This window comes from uncultured Williamsia sp., assembly GCF_947494875.1.
In the GTDB taxonomy this organism is placed as follows: domain Bacteria; phylum Actinomycetota; class Actinomycetes; order Mycobacteriales; family Mycobacteriaceae; genus Williamsia_A.
In genome coordinates, this window is sequence record NZ_CANLWM010000003.1 from 317,092 (window position 1) to 338,573 (window position 21,482).

A 21,482-nucleotide genomic window follows, 5' to 3' on the forward strand; every position below is an offset into this window, starting at 1 on the left:
GCGACTCATTCGTAGCGAGGGACCACCGCATAGACCACGAGGTCGCTCGGTGTCCCCTTGGCGCGGAACCGTCGACGTCGCCGGACGTACTTGTCGGCGTCGGTCGCGTCCAGGGTGGCGCTCGTGGCGAGTACCTCACCCGCGCCCGCGGCGTCGGCGACCCGGGCAGCGATGTTCACGTCCACGCCGAGGTAGTCGTCCCCGTCGCGACGCGGTGTGCCGGTGTGCAGTCCGGCGCGCAGCGCGGGGCGGTATCCGTCGACGGTGATCGCGCTGACGGCCAGTCCGGCCTCGTGGGCCGCCTCGATGGCGTCGGCACCGTCGAGGAAGACGGCCATGACGCCGTCGCCGAGCGACTTCACGACGCGGCCACCCCGGTTACGCACCACCTCGGTGGTGGCAGCGTTCACCTTCCGTACGAGGTCGAGCACCTTGTCGTCGCCGGCGTCGAGGGCCCAGGTGGAGAAGTTCACGAGATCGGTGAAGAGGATGGTGACCGGTCGCGGGTCGTCGTCGACCTGGCGCCGACCGCCGAGGGTCTGCCACATCTGCACCGCGGTCAGCCCGAGTTCACGCATCGCGGTGGGCTCGTCGCCACCGCCGATCAGTCGCGCCAGACGGTCGCTGTAGCGCATGGCGGGTGCGGAGAAGTCCATCACCGGCAGGTCTCCCGGCGCCCGCGTGCGCGCCGACCGCGCCGCCCGGATGACGGTCTCGGTGTGGTTCATCCGCGACGCCCAGTCCTTCGCTCGGACCAGGCCGGTCGCGATGGCCTTCCCGGCGCGACGCGCTCGCTCGCGCGCTTCCCGCTCGCGTTCACGCGCTTCCTGCTCGCGGTCACGGGCGTCGTCCTCAGGCGTCCGGGACACGTCGTCGCTCATCGCCGAGACCGCCTCACAGGTCGATGGTGCACGCGCCCGAGACCGTCGAGACGCACGTCTGGACGCGCTCGCCCTCGCGGTGCTCCTCCCCCGACCGCAGGTCTCGGGTGTGGCCCGATATAAGGGGCACGACACATGTCTGGCAGATACCCATCCGGCATCCGAACGGCAGTGACACACCGAGGGATTCACCGGCCTCGAGGATCGTCGTGGCGCCGTCGACCTCGATCGACCTGTCCGATCGGGTGAAGGTGAGGGTTCCGCCCTCGCCGCGGACGTCGCCGCGGTCGATGGCGAAGCGCTCGATGTGCAGGTTCTCGGCGACTCCCGCCCCGGCGAACACCTGCTCCACGTCGTCGAGCATGCGCACCGGACCGCACGCCCACGTCGACCGCTCGCGCCAGTCGGGCACGACGGAGTCGAGGGCGCCGAGGTCGACCTTGCCCATCTCGCGGGTGAGCTGCAGGTGCAGTGTGTACGAGTCGGCCGTCTGCGCGAGTTCGGCCAGCTCGTCGGCGAAGATGACGTCGTCGCGGGTGGGTGCGGAGTGGACGTGGACGACGTCGGGCAGGGTCCCGTGGTCGCGCAGGCTCCGCAGCATCGCCATCACCGGGGTGATCCCGCTGCCGGCGGTGATGAACAGCAGCCGCGCCGGCGGCGGACTGGGCAGGACGAAGTCGCCGCGCGGCGGTGCGAGGCGGATGACCGTGCCCGGTGCGAGCCCGTCGACGAGGTGCGTCGACAGGAACCCGTCCGGGTTGGCCTTCACGGTGACGGTGATCCTTTTGTGCCGCGCCGCGCCGATCGAGGTGAGCGAGTACGACCGCCAGTGCCACCGGCCGCCGATCTGCACACCGATCCCGACGTACTGTCCGGCCCGGTAGTCGTGGGAGAAGCCCCAGCCGGTCTCGATCTCGACGGTCGCCGAGTCGGCGGTCTCCTTGCGCACAGAGACCACCCGGCCGCGCAGTTCCCGCGCCGACCAGAGCGGGTTGAGCAGGTGCAGGTAGTCGTCGGGGAGGAGTGGTGTCGTGGCGCGCGCGAGCAGGCCGCGGATCACCGGGGCGTGCGAGGTGGTCGCCGCGACCCCCTCGGCCGGCCGTCGACTCCATCGGAGCAGGTCCATCGTGGGGTCTCCTCGCTGTGGTGTCAGCCGACCGGCGTGCGGTCGGGTGTGGGCTCCGCGGCGTTCTCGCGGCGGTTGGCGGCGATGCTGCTGAGGAGAGCGGCGCCGATGAACGCGACGCCCACGAGGCCGGTGATGACCTCGTTGATGTGGTACTCGATCGAGACGAACAGGATGACCGCCAGCGCGCCGATGGCCCAGTGCGCGCCGTGTTCGAGGTAGCGGTACTCGGCGAGCGTCCCGGTGCGCACCAGGTAGATCGTGATCGACCGGACGAACATCGCGCCGATGAACCCCAGGCCCAGGGCGATGATGATCGGATCGGCGGTGATGGCGAAGGCGCCGATGACGCCGTCGAAGGAGAACGACGCGTCGAGGACCTCGAGGTACAGGAAGAGGAAGAACGCCGCCTTGCCGGTCGCCTTCACCGCGGCCGACGGACCGCGTGCGCTCGAGCCGCCCGCGACCTCCTCCCCGTCGGCATCACCGATCTGTTCGGTGTGGAACAGCGAGCCCAGTCCGTCGACGGTGATGTAGGTGATCATGCCGAGCGTCCCCGAGATGAGGATCGTCGCGCGGTGGGTGTCGTCGGCGAGGAACTCCGCGACGAGCACGAGGGTGCCGCCCGCGATGACGACGGCGAGCTGGTCGAGACGGCCGATCGCCGCGAGGGGCTTCTCCAGCCAGTCGAGCCAGGTCGTCTCGCGCTCGGACAGGATGAAGTTGAGGAACAGCATGAACAGGAACATGCCGCCGAACGCCGCGATCTGCGGGTGGGCGTCGGTGAGGATCTGCTCGTAGGACTCCTGGCCCGAGCCCTCCGCCGGCGGGTTCATGGCCAGATCGAACGCGCGGACCGGGTTGAGTCCCGCGGTGATCCAGACGATCACGAGCGGGAACAGCAGCCGCATGCCGAAGACGGCGATGAGGATGCCGACGGTGAGGAAGATCTTCTGCCAGAACTCACTCATCCGTTCCAGCACGGTCGCGTTGATGACCGCGTTGTCGAAGGAGAGCGACACCTCCAGCACACCGAGGATGGCGCAGAGCGCGACCGCCTCCCAGCTGCCGTAGAGGAACGCCACGACGAGGGACACGATCGACACGGCGACCGAGATCCCGAAGATGCGGACTACCACGGGTGGGAGCCTTTCCGATGGCGCGGCACAGCCCGGGGGACGCCGGCGGTGGCGTCTCCCCGGGCTGTGCCGACGAGATGGGTGGTGCTGGTCGTCAGACGTTCACACCGTAGTCGCGGGCGATGCCCGCCAATCCGGAGGCGTACCCCTGACCGACGGCGCGGAACTTCCACTCCGACCCGCTGCGGTAGAGCTCGCCGAAGACCATGGCGGTCTCGGTCGACGCGTCCTCCGACAGGTCGTAGCGGGCGATCTCGTTGCTGTTCGACTGGTCGACGACGCGGATGAACGCGTTGCGGACCTGACCGAACGACTGCGACCGCGAGTCGGCGTCGTAGATCGAGACGGGGAAGACGATCGAGTCGACCTCCGGCGGCACGGCCGCCAGGTTCACCTTGATGACCTCGTCGTCGCCCTCGCCCTCACCGGTCAGGTTGTCGCCGGTGTGCTCGATGGAGCCGTCGGGCGACGTCAGGTTGTTGAAGAAGACGAAGTGCTTGTCCGACAACACCTTCTTGTCGGTGCCGACGGCGATGGCGCTCGCGTCGAGGTCGAAATCGGTCCCGGTGGTGGTGCGGATGTCCCATCCGAGCCCCACCGACACCGCGGTCATGTTCGGTGCCTCCTTGGTGAGGGAGACGTTGCCGCCTTTGCTCAAACTGACGCCCATGTCGGTCCTTTCTCGCCGGCCGGGACCTCCCCGGGGCGGGGTCGTGCTGCGTCGGGGTGCGCGGTGGCCACCCACCCCGTTCGTGGGCACCACGGTACGCGGGGACCCGACATCCCGGTCATCCCCCGAAGGACGGATGTGGCGGCCCGAGCCGGACACGCCGGTCACGTGCACCAGTACGATCGCGGCGTGGTCAGTGGGTGGTTCCGGCGTGATGCACGCACCGCCGGCCCCTCCGACGGTCCGGTGGAGACCGCCCGCGCCGAGATGGTCCGCGCCTTCCTCGATCTCGACCGCCGACTGTCGGTGATCGACGACGGAGTCGACGCTGCCCGCGACCTCGGCCTCCACCCGGACATGGTCACCGCGTTCGGCCCGCTGCGCGACGAGGTGTACGCCACGATCGACGACTACCTGCGCCTCTCCGCCGATCCGGATCCGACGGCCCCGGGGCCCGCGCCCACGGTGGCTGACCTGCAGCGCTGCACCGCGGCGCTGCACGACAGGGCCACGCGTCTCGACACCTTCTACGAGCGGCACGCGACGTCGGTCGAGCATGCGCGGTCGGCCGCGGCGGCGCTGCCGACCCGGGCGACACAGGCGATCCAGGCCGCCGACCAGGCGCTGGCCGGGGTCGGCGGACTACCGCCCGCCGCGCAGGCATACGCCTCGGTCCGTGCCGCGGTGCGCGACACCGAGGCCGCGCGCGACGCCGTCGGTCAGGCCCGCACGCAGGGCCGACCGGGTGACGTCGCGCGGGCGACCGAGCGGCTCGTCGCGACGACCGAGGCGCTGCGCCGCGCGATCGAGCGCGCACCGGGACGCACCGCCGAGGTCACCCGTGCGCTCGCGTCGGTCCGCACCCGACGCTCGGCGGTGGCCACCCGCGCCGAGCGACTGCCCGACGCGTATTCCGCTCTGCTGCGGGAGTTCTCGGCCGCGTGCTCCGAGGACGTCGTCGGCGACGACCGCCGGGGCCGGGAGGCCGTGGACCGCGCGGACGAGCACATCCGGGCCGCGGCCGGTGCCGCCGACTCCGATCCCGAGGCCGCCGCGCGGGAGATCGCGGCGGCACGTGACGACCTCGCCCGTGCGGAGGGGCTCGTCGACGGCGTCACCGACCGGCTCGACCTGCTGCGGTCGGTCCGTGACGATCCCGGTGCCGTGGAACGCCGGACGCGGTTCGCCATCCGCGACGCGCAACTCCTCGCGGTGGACCGCGGACTCGTGGCCCGCTGGGGTTCGGTGATCGACGCCGCCGCGCGTCGGGTCGACCGCGCCGCCGAGGGTCTGACCGGTCGTCATCCCGACTACCTCGCCTATGTCCGCGAACTGGACTCCGTGTCGGAGTTCGTCGCCGACGTGGTCGGCAAGATGAAGTCCGGTGCACGATGACCGGCTCGCACGCCGCGCTCGGGCGGTCGGTGACCCACTTCCCCAACCTCACCGGGGAGCAGTGCGACCGCCTGTTCCACCGGTTGCCGCGGCCGATACCGCTCGACGGGTCCCGCGACCAGGTGGCCGCGGCGCTCGGCGCGACGCTGTACATCCCGTCCGTCCGTCCCGACCTCACCGCGTCCGTGCTGCGCGCCGGGCAGGCGGGTGCGACCTCGGTCGTCCTCGACCTCGAGGACGCGGTCCCCGACGACGAGGTCGGCGCCGGCCTCGCCGCCGTCGTCGCCACCCTCGACGACCTCGCCGGCGTCGACGGGGCGCCGATGACCTTCGTCCGCACCCGATCGGGACCACAGATCGACACGGTGCTCGAGCGTGTCGGCCGCGGTGCCGTCGCACTCTCCGGGTTCGCGCTGCCGAAGTTCGGGACCGCCGACGGCGCCGACCACCTCGCACGGATCGCCGCCGCGACCCCGACCCCGCACGGTCCGCTGTACGCGATGCCGATCATCGAGTCACCGCGGGTCGTGCACCCCGACACCCGGGCCGATGAACTCGCCGGCATCGCCGACATCCTCGCCGCGCACCGCGAGCGTGTGCTGGCCGTACGCATCGGGGCGACCGACCTGAGCGGCACGTTCGGCATCCGCCGCGACCCCGACCTCACCATCTACGACGTGCACCCGGTCGCGTCGGTGATCGCCGCCGTCGTGACCCGACTGGGTCGCCACGACGGCACGGGCTTCACCATCACCGGACCGGTGTGGGAGTACTACAACGCCCACGAGCGCATGTTCCGGCCGTTGCTGCGCAACACGCCGTTCGAGGAGCTCGACGCGGTGCGGTTCCGACGACACCTCGTCAGCCGCGACCTCGACGGGATGCTCCGCGAGATCGTCCTCGACCGCGCCAACGGCCTCCTCGGCAAGACCGTCATCCATCCCACACACGTCAACGTCGTCAACGCCACCAGCACCGTCACCCACGAGGAGTACGTCGACGCGCTCGCCGTACTGGGCCGCGACGAGGACCGGGACGCGGCAGGGGTCGGGACCCGCGACGCGGACACCGAGGGCGGTGTCCTGGCCTCGAGCTATCGCAACAAGATGAACGAGCGCCGCCCGCACCGGAACTGGGCGATCCGCACCCTGCTGCGCGCCGAGGCGTTCGGCGTGACGCGCCCGGAGGTCGGCATCATCGAGGTGCTGACCGCAGTGGTCGACCGGTGACCGACGCGTCGGCACTGGATCCCACAGGAGGACTGCGCATCACACCCCGCGCCGGGGTGGCGGGATGGTCTGTCGACGAGCTGGTTCGGCCCGGTCTGCGCCGCAACCCGCGTCGGGCCCACCTGTGGGTGTCGACGGTGCTGGGCAAGCACATCCCGGTCGCGCCGTCACGGATCATCGGCGCGGCCGAGGCGTTGGCCGACCACGTCGCGACGGTCGTGGACGCACACGGACCGATGACCGTCTTCGGGTTCGCCGAGACCGCGACCGGTCTCGGTCACTGTGTCGCCCGTCGCCTGCACGCGCAGGTCCACCTGCAGTCCACGCGTCGTGCGGTCCCGGCGGTGCCCACCACCGCCCGGTTCGTCGAGGGGCACTCGCACGCCACCGACCACCTCGTGCAACCGACGTCCCGGGATCTGATCCCGCCCAGTGTCCCGTGTGTGCTCGTCGACGACGAGATCTCCACCGGCGCAACGGCGATAGCGGCGATCGCCGCCCTGCAGCCGACCGTGCGGGCGTCGTCGTGGGTGGTCGCGGCCCTGGTCGACCTGCGCACCGAGACCGATCGTGAGCGCTGCGCCGCGATGGCCCGGGAGGCCGGGGTGGCCGTCGACTTCGTCGCCCTCGCCACCGGATCGGCCGTGGTCCCGCCCGATCTCGTCGACCGGGTCGCCGCACTCCCCGACCCGTTGGCCCCGGACACGACGGGCCCGGCGGGAACGGTGACGCGAACATGCATCGACTGGCCCGCCGAGGTCCCGGACAGCGGGCGACACGGCATGCTCGCGAGCGAGACCGCGGCGTTCGACGACGCACTCGTCCCCGTCGTCGACGCGATCGCCGAGCGCCTGGACCCCCGTCGCCCCGTCCTGGTGCTCGGCCACGAGGAGTTCATGTACCTGCCCCTGCGGATCGGCGCGGCGCTGGAGGACCGCGGCCGGTCGGTGACCTCGCAGACCACCACCCGCTCCCCCGCCTACGTCAGCACCCACTCCGGGTACCCGCTGCGCAGCGGATTCGCCTTCACCGCACCCGAACCCGAGTCGGCGGCAGGCGTCCACGGCACCCGGCATCTGTACAACGCCGCCGCCGACGACCCCGCGACCCAGCGGGTGCTCGTGGTCGACCCACCCGCCGACACCGCGGCGCTCGCCGCACCGGGTGGTGTGGCAGACGTGCTCACCGCGGGTGGACGCGACCTCCTCGTCGTCGTCGCGGGCGGGACCTCGTTCGACGCCCTGGCGCGGGCACGCGTGGACTCCGGCAGGGTGTCCGCGTGACCCAGGAACCGCTCCGCGGACCGGACTTCGGCAGCTACGCCCCCGACGAGGTGGGGTGGCTGCTGACCGACCTGTCACATGTCGACCTCGAGGCCGACATCGCCGATCGGGAGGCGGCGATCCAGGCGGGGACGGCCCATTACGCCGAGTCGCTGCCGCACGAGTTCCAGCCCGACGCGGCCTATCGGGACCTGTTCGAGCAGGTGCTGCAGGAGACGGCTGGGGTGCTCGCCACGGCGGTCGCCACGGTCACCGACCTCCTCCTCGCCGAACGCGGCACCGACATCGTGCTCGCGTCGCTGGCGCGGGCCGGCACCCCGATCGGCATCCTCATGCGCCGATGGGCCCGCCACCGGCACGGCCTCGATCTGCCGCACCTCGCGGTGTCCATCGTCCGTGATCGCGGCATCGACGCCGCTGCCGTCGGCTGGCTCGCCGACCACCACCCGCCGTCCGACATCGTGTTCGTCGACGGGTGGACCGGCAAGGGCGCGATCACGCGCGAGCTGGCGGATGCTCTGGACGACCTCGCCCGCACGGGCGGGCCCCGGTGCGACCCGGACCTCGCCGTCCTCGCCGACCCCGGTCACTGCGTGCGGACTTTCGGCACGCGCGACGACTTCCTCATCGCCTCGGCCTGCCTGAACTCGACCGTCTCCGGGCTCGTGTCCCGGACGGTGCTCAACGACAGGCTGCTCGCGCCGGGGCAGTTCCACGGCGCGAAGTTCTACCGCGACCTCGCCGCGGACGACGTGTCGAACCATCTGCTCGACACGGTCTCGGCGCGCTTCCCCGCGGTCACCGACGACGCCGACGAGCGGGTCGCGACGATCCGCGCGTCCGACCGCACCCCGGACTTCCGCGGCTGGGCGTCGGTGGAGCGTATTCGCGCCGCCTTCGGCATCTCCTCGGTGAACTTCGTCAAGCCCGGGGTCGGCGAGACGACGCGGGTGCTCCTGCGACGGGTCCCGTGGCGGGTCCTCGTCCGCGACCCCGAGGACCCCGCACTCCGCCACATCCTCGCCCTCGCGGCGGCTCGCGGCGTGCCCGTCGAGACCGACCCGGCACTCGCCTACGCCTGCGTCGGCCTGATCAGGGAGGCCGATCGGTGAACAGCGCACTCGCCGCCGTCGATCTCGACCGCACTCTGATCTTCTCGGCCGCGTCGGCCGGTGCCGGGGTGGACGGACTGCGCTGCGTCGAACACCTCGACGACCGTCCGCTGTCGTACATGAGCCCCACCACCGTCGATCTGCTCGACGAGCTCGACGCACGCGCCCTGGTGGTCCCGGTGACGACACGCACGGTCGAGCAGTACCGGAGGGTCCGATTCCCGGGGCGGCCTCGGGCGTTCGCCGTCGCGGCCAACGGAGGCGAGATCCTCGTCGACGGCGAACCGGACCCGGTGTGGCGCAAGCAGATCGACGCCGCTGTGTCCACTGCGATGCCCGTCCCGTCGGTGTACGCGCGGGTTGTCGCCGACGGCGACCCGGTGTGGCTGCGTGCGGCGCGCGTGGCCGACGAGCTCTTCTGTTACGCGGTGATCGACCCCGCAGCGGCCCCCGACGACCTGGTCGAGCGGTGGCGGGTGTGGGCCGAGGCCGACGGGTGGAACGTCTCGCGGCAGGGCCGCAAGGTGTACCTGATGCCCGACGCGGTGACCAAGTGGTCTGCGGTGGCGGAGGTCGCCGCGCGCGCCGGTGTCCCGGCCGACCGGGTGTTCGCGGCCGGCGACGGTGCCCTCGACCGTCCCGTGTTGGAACACGCGCACCGGTCCATCCGACCGCGACACGGCGAGCTCGAGGAACTCTCGTGGCACCATCCGACGTTGTCCGTTTCGAGTGCATCCGGTGTCGCGGCCTCCGAGGAGGTCGTGGCCGCCCTGCTCCGCTGGGCGGGGGGCACCGGACCCGACGTTCGACCTGCCGCCGACCGAGAACGGAACCCATGACGACCGCGTTGATCAAGGGACAGAACGGACCGCTGCCGTCGAGCAGCGTCGAGGTGACGGCGCAGGTGGCCGCCTCGGCCGACCTGTCGGCGCTGATGGTGACCGCGAACGGGAAGGTCCGGACCGACGCGGACTTCGTGTTCTACAACCAGCCGTCGGCGCCCGGGGTCACCCTGGTGCCCGGCGCGGGCGGGACGTTACGGATCGACCTCGCGGCCGTCCCGGCCGACATCGACCAGATCCGCGCGGTCATCACCCTGGACTCCGGCACCTTCGGCGCGGTCTCGGCGCCCGTCACGCGCGTCGTCTCGGGGTCCGAGACCTACGAGTACCGGATCGACGGCCTGACGACGGAGTCGATCGTGATCGCCGCCGAGGTCTACCGGCGCGGTGACGGATGGAAGGTCCGCGCGGTCGGCCAGGGGTACGCGGGAGGGTTCGCGGCACTCGTCACCGATCACGGCGTGTCCGTGGACGACGCACCCGCCCCGCCGTCCGCCGCTGCGCCGCCTCCCGCTGCGCCCACCCCGCCTGCTGCCCCGCCACCTGCCGCCCCCACGCCGCCCGCCGGTCCGCCCGCTCCGACCGGGGGGTCGCAGCCCTGGCCGACGGCCTCGACCGGCGAGGTCAGCCTCAGCAAGGATCGGCCGGTCAGCCTGACCAAGGGGCAGACCGTGTCCCTGAAGAAGGACGGCGGTGTCGCGCTCACCCGCATCCGGATGGGCCTCGGATGGGATCCCGTCGTCACCAAGCGGGGGCTGTTCGGCGGCGGACGCGGCGCGAACATCGATCTCGACGCGTCGGCGATGATGTACGCGGGCTCCCGTCTGGGCGACCTCGCCTACTACGGGCAGCTGGTCAGCAAGGACGGGTCGATCCGGCACCACGGCGACAACCTCACCGGCGAGGGTGAGGGCGACGACGAGGTCATCGACGTCGACCTCACGCGTGTCCCGCCCGCGGTCACCCAGGTGCTGTTCGTCGTGACGTCCTACCAGGGTCACACCTTCGAGCAGGTGGACAACGCCTTCTGTCGCCTCGTCGACGACACCACCGGTCACGAACTCGCGCGGTACACGCTCGCGGGCGGGATGCCGTTCACCGGGATGGTCATGGCGAAGGTGTCGCGGACGGCGTCGGGGTGGTCGCTGCAGGCGATCGGCGACGGCATCCAGGCGCGCCACCCCGGTGAGGCAAAGAAGCAGGTCGAGCGCTTCCTCTGACCCTGCGCCCGCGAGGCACCGATCAACGCAGCCGTTCGGCCTCGGCGGCGCGGTCGAGCAGCTCCCGGCACAGGTCGGCCAGCTCGTCGTGCGGTGCCGACTCGGCGACCGCGGTCGCGACGTCCTCCGCCGCACACCGCAGGGTGAACAGCCGGTCGACGAGCGCGTCCACCTCGCCGCGGCTGAGGATCACCGCGTCGTCGGGGACGGAGGTGCCCTGCGTGACCGACCGCTGCTCGTAGGCGCGCTGCCGACAGGACTGCTTGCAGTAGCGGCGGCGACGTCCGACACCGGAGTCCGGGACGGGTTGTCCACACCAGCCGCAGGCCTGCGGTCGGCGTCGGGTCGTCTCCACGCGGCGCACGATACGCCGCGCCGGTCGGGTGGGACGCGAGCCCCGGGACGCGTAGTATGTCCCTGTTCTGCTCTGTGACAGCCGTGTCCGACCAGACGACTCCCGGTGAGTCGGGTGGAGGGCGCCGAGCGCCCCACCTGTCGGACACCATCACGAGCACCTCGCAGGAAGGAATCGACCATGGCAGATCGAGTTCTCCGCGGCAGCCGACTCGGCGCCGTGAGTTACGAGACCGACCGCGACCACGACCTCGCGCCCCGGCGCATCGTGCAGTACCGCACCGACAACGGGGAGATCTTCGACGTCCCGTTCGCGGACGACGCCGAGATCCCCTCGACGTGGCCGTGCAAGAACGGCATGGAGGGCACCATCCTCGAGGGCGCCGAGCCCGAGGAGAAGAAGGTGAAGCCCCCGCGCACCCACTGGGACATGCTCCTCGAGCGGCGCAGCGAAGCCGAGCTGGAGGAACTGCTCAACGAGCGGCTCGAACTCCTCAAGCAGCGTCGACGCGGCGTCTCCGCCGGCTGACCACAGCACGACACACGACGGGCCCCGGCATGTGCCGGGGCCCGTTGTGTGTGTACAGGGGGTGGGGCGGTCAGCGTGACCGGCGGCGGAACTTCTCCACGCGGTGCGCCATGCCCCACTCGAGGACCTTCAGGAAGGCCTCACCGATCACGTCGCCGCTCATCTTCGACTCGCCGATCTGACGCTCGGTGAAGGTGATCGGCACCTCCGCGACACGGAAGCCCGCCTGGATGGCACGCCACGCGAGGTCGATCTGGAAGCAGTAGCCGTGCGAGTCGACCGAGTCGAGGTCGATCTTCTGCAGGACCTCGCGGCGGTACGCGCGATATCCGGCGGTGATGTCGCGCACCTCCACCCCGAGCGCGAGCCGCGAGTAGGTGTTGGCGCCCTGCGACAGCCACTTGCGACGCCGGGGCCAGTTCACCAGTGACCCGCCGGGCACGTATCGAGACCCGATGACCAGATCGCTGCCGTCGTTGATCTTCCCGAGCAGACGGTGCAGCTGCTCCGGGGCGTGGCTGCCGTCGGCGTCCATCTCGACGAGAACCCTGTAGTCGCGCTCGAGACCCCATGCGAAACCGGCGATGTAGGCGCCCCCGAGCCCGCTCTTCTCGGCGCGATGCAGGACGTGGATGCGCGAGCCGGGACGCCCGTCGGCGTCCCGGGCGGCCAGGGAGTCGGCGAGGTCGCCGGTGCCGTCGGGGCTGCCGTCGTCGACGACGAGGACGTGCGCTCCGGCGAGCGCGCCGTGGAGCCGGTCGACGATGAGCGGCAGGTTCTCGCGCTCGTTGTAGGTCGGGATGATGACCAGCGCGCCGGATCCGTCGGGCCCGACCGTCGCGGACGCCCCGGCCGATGCGGTCGGGTCGACCGACTCCGACGCGTCAGGGGTGCGGGGTGTCATCGATCTCCTCGGCGGTGAGGTCAGGGCTGTCACCGTCGGCGCGGGGGTCCCTGCGCAAACGTTTCCTCAACCTAGTACGACGGGCGAGCGCGACCAAAAACCCTGCGACCGCGATCACGACGATCACCGCCTGTGGTCCGACCCCCAACCGGACGGCCGGTGTGGTGTCGGTCCGGAGCGTGAGATCGGCCGTGAGCACCGCCGGGGTGAAGAACCCCGACCGCTGCTGCAGATGGCCGTCGGGGGCGACGACGGCGCTGACACCGGTGGTCGCGGCCACCACCACGCTGCGGCCGGTCTCGACCGCGCGGACCTGCGACATCGCCAACTGCTGGTAGGTCATCTGGGTGCGGCCGAAGGTCGCGTTGTTCGTGGGCACGTAGAGGAGCTGCGCTCCCTCGTCGACCGCGGTGCGCGGCGAGCGGTCGAACGCGATCTCCCAGCATGTCGACACGCCGATCGGCACCGGCTGCTCCCGCCCGTCGACCGGCACCTGGAGCACCGAGGGCCCGGTGCCGGGACGGAAGTTGCCCGCCTGGTCGGCGTAGGACGAGAAGTGGCGGAAGAAGGACCGCCACGGCAGGTATTCGCCGAACGGTTGCACGATGTGCTTGTCATAGCGTCCGACCGGTCCCCGGTCACCGTCCCAGACGAGCACGGTGTTCGTCGGCCGCCCGTCGGCGTTGAGGATGAGGGTCCCGACGAGGATCGGCGCCGCCACCGCCTGCGACGCCGCGGTGATCTCGGTGGCCGCGTCGTCGTTCTCCAGGGGGTCGATGTCGGACGCGTTCTCCGGCCACAGGACGACGTCGGGCCGAGCGACGCGGCCGGCGCGGATCGCGTCGGCCAGTCGCAGGGTCTCGCGGACGTGGTTGTCGAGGACGGCGCGGCGTTGGGACGCGAAGTCGAGGCCGAGGCGGGGGACGTTTCCCTGCACGGCGGCGACGGTGATCCGCGACGATGCCGGGCCGGGGCGGTCCGCATCGTGCACCGACGGCCACATCACGGCGGCGACGACCGGACCGGCGAGGAGACAGATCGCGGCGACGGCGACCGGACGCATCCGCGCCGACCACGAGCCTGCGCCACGGGCGGCGAGACGCACGATCTCGGCCGCTCCCGCGGCGGTGAGCGCGACCGCGAGTCCGAGCAGCGGCACGCCACCGAGCGCCGCGACGGGCAGCAGCGGACTGCCCACCTGACCGAACGCGGTGGCACCCCAGGGGAACCCACCGAACGGGAACGAGGAGCGGGCCCACTCGACGGCGATCCAGCACACCGCGAACCAGACGGGTGCGGCGGGCAGGCGCATGGTCACGGCCGCGATCGCACCGAACGCCGCCCCGTACAGGGACAACGCGACCGCGAGCGCGATCCACGGCAGCGGCCCCACGTACACGCCGATCCACGGCAGCAGGGGAAGCCAGAAGCAGAGCCCGAACACGAGGCCGCAGAGCGCGCCCACGCGGGCGCGGGGGCGACCCACCGCCAGCGCCGCGTAGAGGAGAGCGAGGCCGAGGACGGCGAGCCACCACAGGTTGCGCGGAGGGAAGGCGCCCCACATGGCGAACCCGCCGGCCGCCGATGCCCCGACGCGGAGGAGGAGTCCGGCCGCGGGTCGCCGCGACCGTGCCGGAGCCGGCTCCGGAGCGCGCGTGGTCGTCGCGGTCACGACCCCGGCCGTCGGTAGATCTCCGCACCACCGCGCAGCACGCGTCGGCAGGTCGGCAGGTCGACGCCGGGGGTCACGTCGGGCAGGGCCGGTGTCCGCGAGCGCGGATCGGTCGACCATCGCTGTACCGACTCCGACGACCCGGCCGTGACGAGCTCGCCCGCCTCCCAGAACGCGAGGTCCGCCGGCGCGCCGGGCACGAGGGTGCCGAGCATCGGGTCGCGCTCCCCCGCCGCGCGCCAGCCCCCACGGGTGCAGGCGGCGAACGCGGCGCGCGGCGACACCGCGCTGACCGGGTTGTGGTGGTGCACGGCCGCGCGGATCTGCGACCACGGGTCGATGCCGGTGACCGGTGAGTCGGAGCTGAAGGCCAGGGTCACCCCGGCCCGGGCGAGGGACGCGAAATCGTTGAGCTGTGTCCCGCGGGGCACGCCGAGACGCTGTTCGTACAGGTCTCCCGGGCCACCCCAGATGGCGTCGAACAGGGGCTGCATGCTCGCGGTGAAGCCCGATCGCGCCAGGGTCTCCGCGGCATGGGTGTCCACCATCTCGGCGTGCTCGACGCGGTGCGCGCAGCGGGCCACCGCCACGGTGCCGACCTCGTCGACGAGCGCGGACACGGCATCCACGAGACATCGGGTCGCGGCGTCACCGATGAGGTGGAATCCCGCCTGGATCCCGGCCTCGGTGCACGCCCGCAGGTGGGCGAGGACCGTCTCGCCGTCGAGGTAGGAGACACCGCTGCGCCCGGGGGCGTCGGTGTAGGGCTCGCACAGCCACGCGGTGTGGGAACCGATCGCGCCGTCGATGAACAGGTCGCCCGCCAGCCCGTGGGCGCCGGTGGCGTGCAGCAGTGCGCGGGCGTCGTCGGCGTCGGCCACGGCCTGTCCCCAGTAGCGACGCACCTCGACCGGATGGTCGAGGGCGGCCAGCGCGGCCAGGTCGTTGAGGCCGCTGATGTCCGGGCCGGCGTTCTCGTGCACCGCGACGACGCCGTGCGCCAGTGCGTCGTCGAGGGCGCGGCGCTGCGCGCGTTCGCGCTGGATCGGGCTCAGCAGTTCCCGTGCCGCGGCACGGACGAGGTGGTGGGCTTCGGCGGTCAGCGGCACCTGCGGGTGAAAACCCTGTGCGTCGGAGAGGCCGCCGGCGATGAGCCGTAGGGCCGACGAGGCGACGGCCGAGTGCTCGTCGATGCGGGCCAGGTAGACGGGCCGGTCACCGACGACGGCGTCGATCTCGTCGGTCGAGGGCGGGGTGTCGTCGGCCCAGCGGGACGAGTCCCACCCGAGACCCCACACGAGGTCGCCCGGGGGCGTGTCCGCGACGTGGCGGCGCAACCGGTCGAGGCACTCGTGCCGGTCGCGGGCGTCGTCGAGGTCGAGCCCCTCGAGCGCCAGGCCTGTCGAGGTCAGGTGCACGTGCGAGTCGACGAAGGCCGGGGCGACGAAGGCGCCCTGCAGGTCCTCGGTCTCGACGCCGTCGTGCAGCGCCCGCCCGACGTCGTCGGTTCCGACCCAGGACACGACGCCGTCGGTGATCGCGATGGCCGTGGCGTCCGGCGACGACGGTGTGTAGACGTGCCCCCCGACGAACAGTTGCGTTCCCACGAGGGACCAGTCTGCCCTGCCTGCCCCGGAAGGCCGACGGGGCACGACGTGTCAGCGCAGGCGGTACGGATCGGTGCCGGTGCTCGGGCGGTACGGGTCGACCACCTCACCGTCGATCACGGTGACGCCGCGCCCTGTCATCGGGCCGAACCGGTCGACGACGCGTGTCATCCGTCGCGCGCCGACGGCCGCCACGGCCGGTCGGGCGAGAGCACGCACCGGCGGCAGCATCAGCAGGATGCCGACGACCGTGGTGACCAGGCCCGGGACGAAGAACAGGACGGTCGCGAAGGCGAGGAGGGCCGCGTCGGTGAGTGACCGGGCGGCGGCCGTGGGGTCCGCCTGCGCGAGACGCATCTCGGCGAAGATCCTCGCTCCCTGTCGGCGCAGCAGTGCGAACCCGAGGACGATCGCGCCGAGGGTGAGCAACAGCGTCCACCAGAAACCGATGGCGTACACCAACCCGACGAAGGCCGCGACCTCCACGGCGACGTATCCGACGAACACTGCGAGCTTCATGACCCTCCAACGACCGGGACGCCGGATTTTCTCCCGGGAGCCGGCGTGTGCCGGATCAGCCGCCCTCGATGTCGCCCTCGGTCTCGAGGAACACCTGCTGCAGCCGGCCCAGCGTCTCGGGCTCGGGGTTCTTCCACATCTCCCGGCCGGACGCCTCGAGCAGCCGTTCGGCGATCCCGTGCAGCGCCCACGGGTTCGACTTCTGCAGGAACTCCCGGTTGGTCTCGTCGAAGACGTAGGACTCGGCGAGCTGCTCGTACATCCAGTCGGCGACGACGTCGGTGGTCGCGTCGTAGCCGAACAGGTAGTCGACGGTGGCCGCCATCTCGAACGCGCCCTTGTAGCCGTGACGCTGCATCGCCGCGATCCACCGCGGGTTCACCACACGTGCTCGGAAGACGCGTGACGTCTCCTCGGACAGCGTCCGGGTCTTCACCGTGTCCGGACGCGTGCTGTCCCCGATGTAGGCCTCCGGCGACCGCCCGGTGAGCGCGCGGACCGTGGCGACCATGCCCCCGTGGTACTGGAAGTAGTCGTCGGAGTCGGCGATGTCGTGTTCGCGGGTGTCGGTGTTCTTCGCCGCCACCGCGATCCGCCGATAGGCCGAGCGCATGTCGTCGACGGCCGCGACGCCGTCGAGGCCCCGCCCGTAGGCGTAGCCGCCCCAGGCCGTGTAGACCGCCGCCATGTCCTCGTCGGTGCGCCATTCCTTGGAGTCGATGAGCTGCAGCAGCCCGGCGCCGTAGGTGCCCGGCTTCGACCCGAAGACCCGCGTCGTCGCCCGGCGTGTGTCGCCGTGGTCGGCGACGTCCGCGCGGGTGTGGGCGGCGACGAAGTTGTCGTCGTCGGACTCGTCGAGGTCGGCGACGAGCTGCACGGCGTCGTCGAGCATGGTCACCACGTGCGGGAACGCGTCGCGGAAGAACCCGGAGATGCGCACGGTGACGTCGACGCGGGGGCGGCCGAGTTCGGCGAGCCCGATCACCTCGAGATCCCGCACGCGCCGCGACGCCTCGTCCCACACCGGCATGACCCCCATCAGCGCGAGGACCTCGGCGATGTCGTCGCCGGAGGTCCGCATGGCGCTGGTCCCCCACACCGACAGGCCCACCGACCGCGGGTACTCGCCGTGGTCGGCGAGGTAGCGCTCCAGCAGCGAGTCGGCCATGGCGCGGCCGGTCTCCCAGGCCAGCCGCGACGGAACGGCCTTGGGGTCGACGGAGTAGAAGTTCCGGCCGGTCGGCAGGACGTTGATCAGGCCGCGCAGCGGTGATCCGCTCGGGCCGGCGGGGATGAACCCGCCGTCGAGGGCGTGCAGGACGCGGTCGATCTCCTGGCTGGTCTGGCGCAGGCGCGGGACCACCTCGGCCGCGGCGAAGTCGAGGATCTCGGCGACCGCGGGCGGGTGGTCGGCGGCGATCGTCGCGACCTCGGCGCGCGACCAGTCGACCTTTCCGCAGGCGGCGACCAGTTCCCGGGCGACCGTCTCGACGTGATCGGTGTCCTCGCGGCTCGCCTCACCCTCGGCCAGACCCAGCGCCTCGCGCAGCCCCGGCAGGCTGCGGGTGCCGCCCCAGAGCTGTCGGGCGCGCAGCATCGCCAGCACGAGATCGACCTCGACGTCGTCGGCGGGTGCCGCGCCCAGCACGTGCAGACCGTCGCGGATCTGGACGTCCTTGATCTCGCACAGCCAGCCGTCGACGTGCAGCAGCATGTCGTCGAAGACCTCTTCGTCCGGGCGCTCGGTCAGACCGAGGTCGGAGTCCATCTTCGCGGCCTGCAGCAGCGTCCAGATCTGCTGACGGATCGCGGGCAGCTTCGACGGGTCGAGCGTGGAGATGTTCGCGTGCTCGTCGAGCAGCTGCTCGAGACGGGCGATGTCCCCGTAGCTCTCGGCGCGCGCCATCGGCGGGATCAGGTGGTCGACCAGCGTCGCGTGGGCACGGCGCTTGGCCTGGGTGCCCTCCCCGGGGTCGTTGACGAGGAACGGGTAGATCATCGGCAGGTCCCCGATGGCCGCGTCGGTGCCGCACGCCGCGGACATGCCGAGGGTCTTCCCGGGCAGCCACTCGAGGTTGCCGTGCTTGCCGACGTGCACGATCGCGTCGGCTCCGAACCCGTTGTCGCGGTCGGCGACCCAGCGGTAGCAGGCGAGGTAGTGGTGCGACGGCGGCAGGTCGGGATCGTGGTAGATCGCGACCGGGTTCTCGCCGAAGCCGCGTGGCGGCTGCACCATCAGCACGACGTTGCCGAACGTCTTCGCGGCGATGACGACGTCGCCGTCGGGGTTCGCCGACCGGTCGACGTAGAGCTCGCCGGGTGCGGGCCCCCAGTGCTCGACCATCGGCGCGCGCAGGCCCTCGTCGAGGCCGTCGAACCACGGCCGGTAGTGCTGCGCCGGAAGACGGATCGGGTTGGCGGCCAACGCCTCGTCGGTGAGCCAGTCGGGATCCTGTCCCCCGGCGGCGATGAGCGCATGGATCAAGGCGTCCGAGTCGTCCTCGGCGAGACCGGGGATCGCGTCGGGGCCGGAGTCCGGGCCGATGTCGTAGCCCGCGTCGCGCATGGCGCGCAGCAGCGCGAGGACGCTGGCCGGCGTGTCGAGGCCGACGGCGTTGCCGATGCGGGCGTGCTTCGTCGGGTAGGCGGACAGCATGATCGCGATGCGCCGCTGCTCCGGCGGCGTCGACCGCAGCCGCGCGTACGAGGTGGCGATGCCCGCGACGCGCCCGCACCGCTCGTGGTCGGGGGCGTACCAGGGCAGGCCATCGTCGCCGAACTCCTTGAACGAGAACGGGACCGTGATGATGCGACCGTCGAACTCGGGCACCGCGACCTGTGTGGCGACGTCGAGCGGCGACAGTCCGTCGTCGTTGGAGTCCCAGGTGGCGCGTGACGACGTCAGGCACAGGCCCTGCAGGATCGGCACGTCCAGCGACGCGAGGCGCTCGATGTTCCAGGCGTCGTCGTCCTCTCCCGCCGAGGCGGTCGCGGGGACGGCTCCGCCGGCGGCGAGGACGGTGACCACCAGGGCGTCGGCCTGCCGCAGCGTCTCGATGAGGTCGTCGGGGGCGGTCCGCAGCGAGGCGCAGAAGATCGGCAACGATCGGGCGCCGCGGGCCTCGATCGCGTCGCACAGGGCGTGGATGTAGCCGACGTTCCCGGCGAGGTGTTGGGCGCGGTAGAAGAGCACCGCGACCGTCGGGCCGCTCCGCTCCTCGGCCGGGGCCGGTCGCTCCAGCACACCCCAGTGCGGTGTGACGGTAGGTGGGGCGAAGACGGCGCCGGTCAGCAGGACCGTGTCCGAGAGGAACCCGTGCAGCGAGGCGAGGTTCTCGACGCCGCCCTGGGCCAGGTAGTTGTGCGCCTCGGCGGCCACACCGCCGGGCACCGTCGACAACGACATCAGGTCGGGGTCGGGCAGCTGCTCCCCCGACAGCACGACGGTGGGCAGCCCGTGTGCGAGCACCGCGTCGAGACCGGACTCCCAGGCCCGTCGACCGCCCAGGATGCGCACGACGACGAGGTCGGCGCCGTCGAGCAGGCCGGGCAGGTCGGTCTCGGGCAGCAGGCGGGCCGGGTTCGCCACGCGATAGTCGGCGCCGGACGCCTTCGCGGTGATGAGGTCGGTGTCCGAGGTGGACAGCAGGACGATCAACGATGCCTCCCGACCGGGTTCTCGCGCCCGGTGTCGACGGTCATCGGGAGAGGGTCTGACTCGACGCCGCGAGACGGCGTCACACAGTGGCGCGACCGTGCCGGGTTCGCACCGGCTTCCCGACTGCCCGATCGGATGGTCCTCACCCTAGCCTGGAGTGATGTCCCGACCGAGCGACCGCTGTCCCGGTGTGCTCGACCCGCACCCCGCGGCCGACGGTCTCGTCGCCCGGATCCGGTTGCCCGGAGGTGCGGTGACCCCGGCGGAGATGCAGGCGCTGGCGGCCTTCGCCGCCGACCACGGCGACGGATTCCTCGAACTGACGGGTCGAGCGAACGTCCAGGTCCGCGGTCTGTCCGAGGTCGACGACACCGCGATCGCCGGACTGCGTGACGCCGGCCTGCTGCCCTCGGGCGCCCACGATCGAGTGCGCAACACGATGGTCTCTCCGCTGTCGGGGCGTCTCGGCGGTCACGGCGACGTGCGCCCCCTCGCCTCCGATCTCGACGCCGCCCTCGTCGACGATCCAGACCTCGCGGCCCTCCCCGGCCGGTTCCTGTTCGGGTTCGACGACGGTCACGGTGACGTGCTCGCGCACGGTCCCGACGTCGGCGTGCTCGCCGTCGACGGCGACACCGTCGAGCTGCTGCTCGGCGGACGTCGGACCGGACGGCTGGTCGCGTCCGACGGCGCGGTCGCGGTTCTGCTGGACGTGGCGCGGGCGTTCGTCGGCGTCCGGGGCGATCGCTGGCGCATCGGTGACCTCGACGCGGAGTCGCTGGCCGTCCTGGTCGAGATCGTCGACGCGGCGACACGTCCCGACGACGCCGACCCGATCCCGGTGGTCCCCCACGACGGTCCGATCGTGGGCTGGTTCGACCAGGACGACGGCACGGTGCTGCTCGGCGCCGTCGTCGAGCTCGCACGTATCCCGGCGCGCACGGCGGAGTTCCTGGCCGCGATCGACCACCCGATCGTGATCACGCCCGACCGCGAGATCCTGGTGTGCGACCTCGGAGAGGGCGTCGCCGAGACGGTGGTGCGGGTCCTCGCCCCGATGGGACTCGTGTACGACGCGGCGTCGCCGTGGGCGCGGGTGAGCGCGTGCGCCGGGTCCCCGGGCTGCGCACGCTCGCACGCCGACGTGCGAGCCGACCTCGTCGAGCACCTCGCTTCCGGCGAGGCGGCCGACCTCGGTGACCGTCAGCACTGGATCGGGTGCGAGCGCGGCTGCGGGAGCCCGCACGGCCCCCACCTGCGCGTGGAAGCCGGACCCGAGGGCTACACCCGCCGCCGGACGGGTGAGGACCCCGACCCGGGACACCTCTAGGGTGAGGCCCGA

18 protein-coding genes and 1 riboswitch are annotated in these 21,482 nt (G+C 71.9%); of the genes, 8 read left to right on the plus strand and 10 right to left on the minus strand.

The window, feature by feature from the left end; genetic code table 11:
• Nucleotides 1-5: 5 nt before the first annotated feature.
• The 4 genes from Q1A98_RS09695 to Q1A98_RS09710 all read right to left on the minus strand — a co-directional run bounded on the left by Q1A98_RS09695 (nucleotide 6) and on the right by Q1A98_RS09710 (nucleotide 3,816).
• Nucleotides 6-728, minus strand: coding sequence for an adenylate/guanylate cyclase domain-containing protein (locus Q1A98_RS09695; protein WP_299572840.1), 723 nt, complete (start codon nucleotides 726-728; stop codon nucleotides 6-8).
• Between the two features lie 166 nt (nucleotides 729-894).
• The gene (locus Q1A98_RS09700) at nucleotides 895-2,007 is read right to left on the minus strand and encodes a ferredoxin reductase (protein WP_299572539.1); all 1,113 of its coding nucleotides are present in this window, start codon (nucleotides 2,005-2,007) and stop codon (nucleotides 895-897) included.
• A 23-nt stretch (nucleotides 2,008-2,030) separates the two neighbouring features.
• Nucleotides 2,031-3,146 (minus strand): DUF475 domain-containing protein, encoded by a 1,116-nt coding sequence (locus Q1A98_RS09705; protein WP_299572542.1) that lies wholly within the window; start codon nucleotides 3,144-3,146, stop codon nucleotides 2,031-2,033.
• 94 nt (nucleotides 3,147-3,240) lie between these two features.
• Nucleotides 3,241-3,816 carry a TerD family protein gene (locus Q1A98_RS09710; RefSeq protein ID WP_299572544.1) on the minus strand — a complete coding sequence of 192 codons (576 nt, stop codon included), beginning with the start codon at nucleotides 3,814-3,816 and terminating at the stop codon, nucleotides 3,241-3,243.
• Nucleotides 3,817-4,005: 189 nt separating this feature from the next.
• On the opposite strand from Q1A98_RS09710, the gene Q1A98_RS09715 reads away from it, so the two are divergent.
• The 6 genes from Q1A98_RS09715 to Q1A98_RS09740 are packed head-to-tail and all read left to right on the plus strand — an operon-like array spanning nucleotide 4,006 to nucleotide 10,897.
• Nucleotides 4,006-5,211 (plus strand): hypothetical protein, encoded by a 1,206-nt coding sequence (locus Q1A98_RS09715; protein WP_299572546.1) that lies wholly within the window; start codon nucleotides 4,006-4,008, stop codon nucleotides 5,209-5,211.
• On the plus strand, nucleotides 5,208-6,440 hold the full coding sequence (locus Q1A98_RS09720) for an HpcH/HpaI aldolase/citrate lyase family protein (protein ID WP_299572549.1): 1,233 nt from the start codon (nucleotides 5,208-5,210) through the stop codon (nucleotides 6,438-6,440). The genes Q1A98_RS09715 and Q1A98_RS09720 overlap by 4 nt, the downstream gene beginning before the upstream one ends.
• The gene (locus tag Q1A98_RS09725) at nucleotides 6,437-7,723 is read left to right on the plus strand and encodes a phosphoribosyltransferase family protein (RefSeq protein WP_299572552.1); all 1,287 of its coding nucleotides are present in this window, start codon (nucleotides 6,437-6,439) and stop codon (nucleotides 7,721-7,723) included. The genes Q1A98_RS09720 and Q1A98_RS09725 overlap by 4 nt, the downstream gene beginning before the upstream one ends.
• Nucleotides 7,720-8,835: a cysteine protease StiP family protein gene (locus Q1A98_RS09730; protein ID WP_299572554.1), complete on the plus strand. Its 1,116-nt coding sequence runs from the start codon at nucleotides 7,720-7,722 to the stop codon at nucleotides 8,833-8,835. Before Q1A98_RS09725 ends, Q1A98_RS09730 begins: the two co-directional genes overlap by 4 nt.
• On the plus strand, nucleotides 8,832-9,674 hold the full coding sequence (locus Q1A98_RS09735) for an HAD hydrolase family protein (RefSeq protein WP_299572556.1): 843 nt from the start codon (nucleotides 8,832-8,834) through the stop codon (nucleotides 9,672-9,674). Before Q1A98_RS09730 ends, Q1A98_RS09735 begins: the two co-directional genes overlap by 4 nt.
• Nucleotides 9,671-10,897, plus strand: a complete 1,227-nt coding sequence (locus Q1A98_RS09740; protein WP_299572558.1) for a TerD family protein — start codon at nucleotides 9,671-9,673, stop codon at nucleotides 10,895-10,897. The genes Q1A98_RS09735 and Q1A98_RS09740 overlap by 4 nt, the downstream gene beginning before the upstream one ends.
• A gap of 22 nt (nucleotides 10,898-10,919) precedes the next feature.
• Here the strand turns inward: Q1A98_RS09740 and Q1A98_RS09745 are convergent, their stop codons facing one another.
• Nucleotides 10,920-11,252: a hypothetical protein gene (locus Q1A98_RS09745; RefSeq protein WP_299572560.1), complete on the minus strand. Its 333-nt coding sequence runs from the start codon at nucleotides 11,250-11,252 to the stop codon at nucleotides 10,920-10,922.
• 180 nt (nucleotides 11,253-11,432) lie between these two features.
• Here Q1A98_RS09745 and Q1A98_RS09750 point away from each other — a divergent pair, with 180 nt between their 5' ends.
• Nucleotides 11,433-11,780, plus strand: a complete 348-nt coding sequence (locus tag Q1A98_RS09750) for an RNA polymerase-binding protein RbpA (RefSeq protein WP_299572563.1) — start codon at nucleotides 11,433-11,435, stop codon at nucleotides 11,778-11,780.
• 70 nt (nucleotides 11,781-11,850) lie between these two features.
• Here the strand turns inward: Q1A98_RS09750 and Q1A98_RS09755 are convergent, their stop codons facing one another.
• The 5 genes from Q1A98_RS09755 to cobN all read right to left on the minus strand — a co-directional run bounded on the left by Q1A98_RS09755 (nucleotide 11,851) and on the right by cobN (nucleotide 20,140).
• Nucleotides 11,851-12,684, minus strand: a complete 834-nt coding sequence (locus Q1A98_RS09755; RefSeq protein WP_299572566.1) for a polyprenol monophosphomannose synthase — start codon at nucleotides 12,682-12,684, stop codon at nucleotides 11,851-11,853.
• Nucleotides 12,665-14,248 carry an apolipoprotein N-acyltransferase gene (gene lnt / locus Q1A98_RS09760; RefSeq protein WP_299572843.1) on the minus strand — a complete coding sequence of 528 codons (1,584 nt, stop codon included), beginning with the start codon at nucleotides 14,246-14,248 and terminating at the stop codon, nucleotides 12,665-12,667. The genes Q1A98_RS09755 and lnt overlap by 20 nt, the downstream gene beginning before the upstream one ends.
• Nucleotides 14,249-14,352: 104 nt before the next feature.
• Nucleotides 14,353-15,963 (minus strand): amidohydrolase, encoded by a 1,611-nt coding sequence (locus tag Q1A98_RS09765; protein ID WP_299572568.1) that lies wholly within the window; start codon nucleotides 15,961-15,963, stop codon nucleotides 14,353-14,355.
• 51 nt (nucleotides 15,964-16,014) lie between these two features.
• A complete protein-coding gene (locus tag Q1A98_RS09770) occupies nucleotides 16,015-16,482 on the minus strand; it encodes an FxsA family protein (RefSeq protein ID WP_299572570.1) in 468 nt (155 codons plus the stop codon).
• A gap of 55 nt (nucleotides 16,483-16,537) precedes the next feature.
• Nucleotides 16,538-20,140: a cobaltochelatase subunit CobN gene (cobN, locus tag Q1A98_RS09775; RefSeq protein WP_299572573.1), complete on the minus strand. Its 3,603-nt coding sequence runs from the start codon at nucleotides 20,138-20,140 to the stop codon at nucleotides 16,538-16,540.
• A gap of 30 nt (nucleotides 20,141-20,170) precedes the next feature.
• Nucleotides 20,171-20,301: riboswitch (cobalamin riboswitch) on the minus strand.
• Between cobN and cobG the strand changes: the two genes are divergently transcribed.
• Entirely contained in the window at nucleotides 20,301-21,470 is a 1,170-nt protein-coding gene (gene cobG / locus Q1A98_RS09780; RefSeq protein ID WP_299572576.1) for a precorrin-3B synthase, read from the plus strand. Its footprint overlaps the riboswitch before it by 1 nt.
• Nucleotides 21,471-21,482 lie beyond the last annotated feature (12 nt).

Coding starts and splice junctions, on each gene's coding strand:
- Q1A98_RS09720 (WP_299572549.1), top strand. CDS start 5,208: ATGACCGGCTCGCACGCCGCGCTCGGGCGGTCGGTGACCCACTTCCCC.
- cobG (WP_299572576.1), top strand. CDS start 20,301: ATGTCCCGACCGAGCGACCGCTGTCCCGGTGTGCTCGACCCGCACCCC.
- Q1A98_RS09695 (WP_299572840.1), bottom strand. CDS start 728: ATGAACCACACCGAGACCGTCATCCGGGCGGCGCGGTCGGCGCGCACG.
- Q1A98_RS09710 (WP_299572544.1), bottom strand. CDS start 3,816: ATGGGCGTCAGTTTGAGCAAAGGCGGCAACGTCTCCCTCACCAAGGAG.
- Q1A98_RS09740 (WP_299572558.1), top strand. CDS start 9,671: ATGACGACCGCGTTGATCAAGGGACAGAACGGACCGCTGCCGTCGAGC.
- Q1A98_RS09700 (WP_299572539.1), bottom strand. CDS start 2,007: ATGGACCTGCTCCGATGGAGTCGACGGCCGGCCGAGGGGGTCGCGGCG.
- Q1A98_RS09770 (WP_299572570.1), bottom strand. CDS start 16,482: ATGAAGCTCGCAGTGTTCGTCGGATACGTCGCCGTGGAGGTCGCGGCC.
- Q1A98_RS09750 (WP_299572563.1), top strand. CDS start 11,433: ATGGCAGATCGAGTTCTCCGCGGCAGCCGACTCGGCGCCGTGAGTTAC.
- lnt (WP_299572843.1), bottom strand. CDS start 14,248: ATGTGGGGCGCCTTCCCTCCGCGCAACCTGTGGTGGCTCGCCGTCCTC.
- Q1A98_RS09755 (WP_299572566.1), bottom strand. CDS start 12,684: ATGACACCCCGCACCCCTGACGCGTCGGAGTCGGTCGACCCGACCGCA.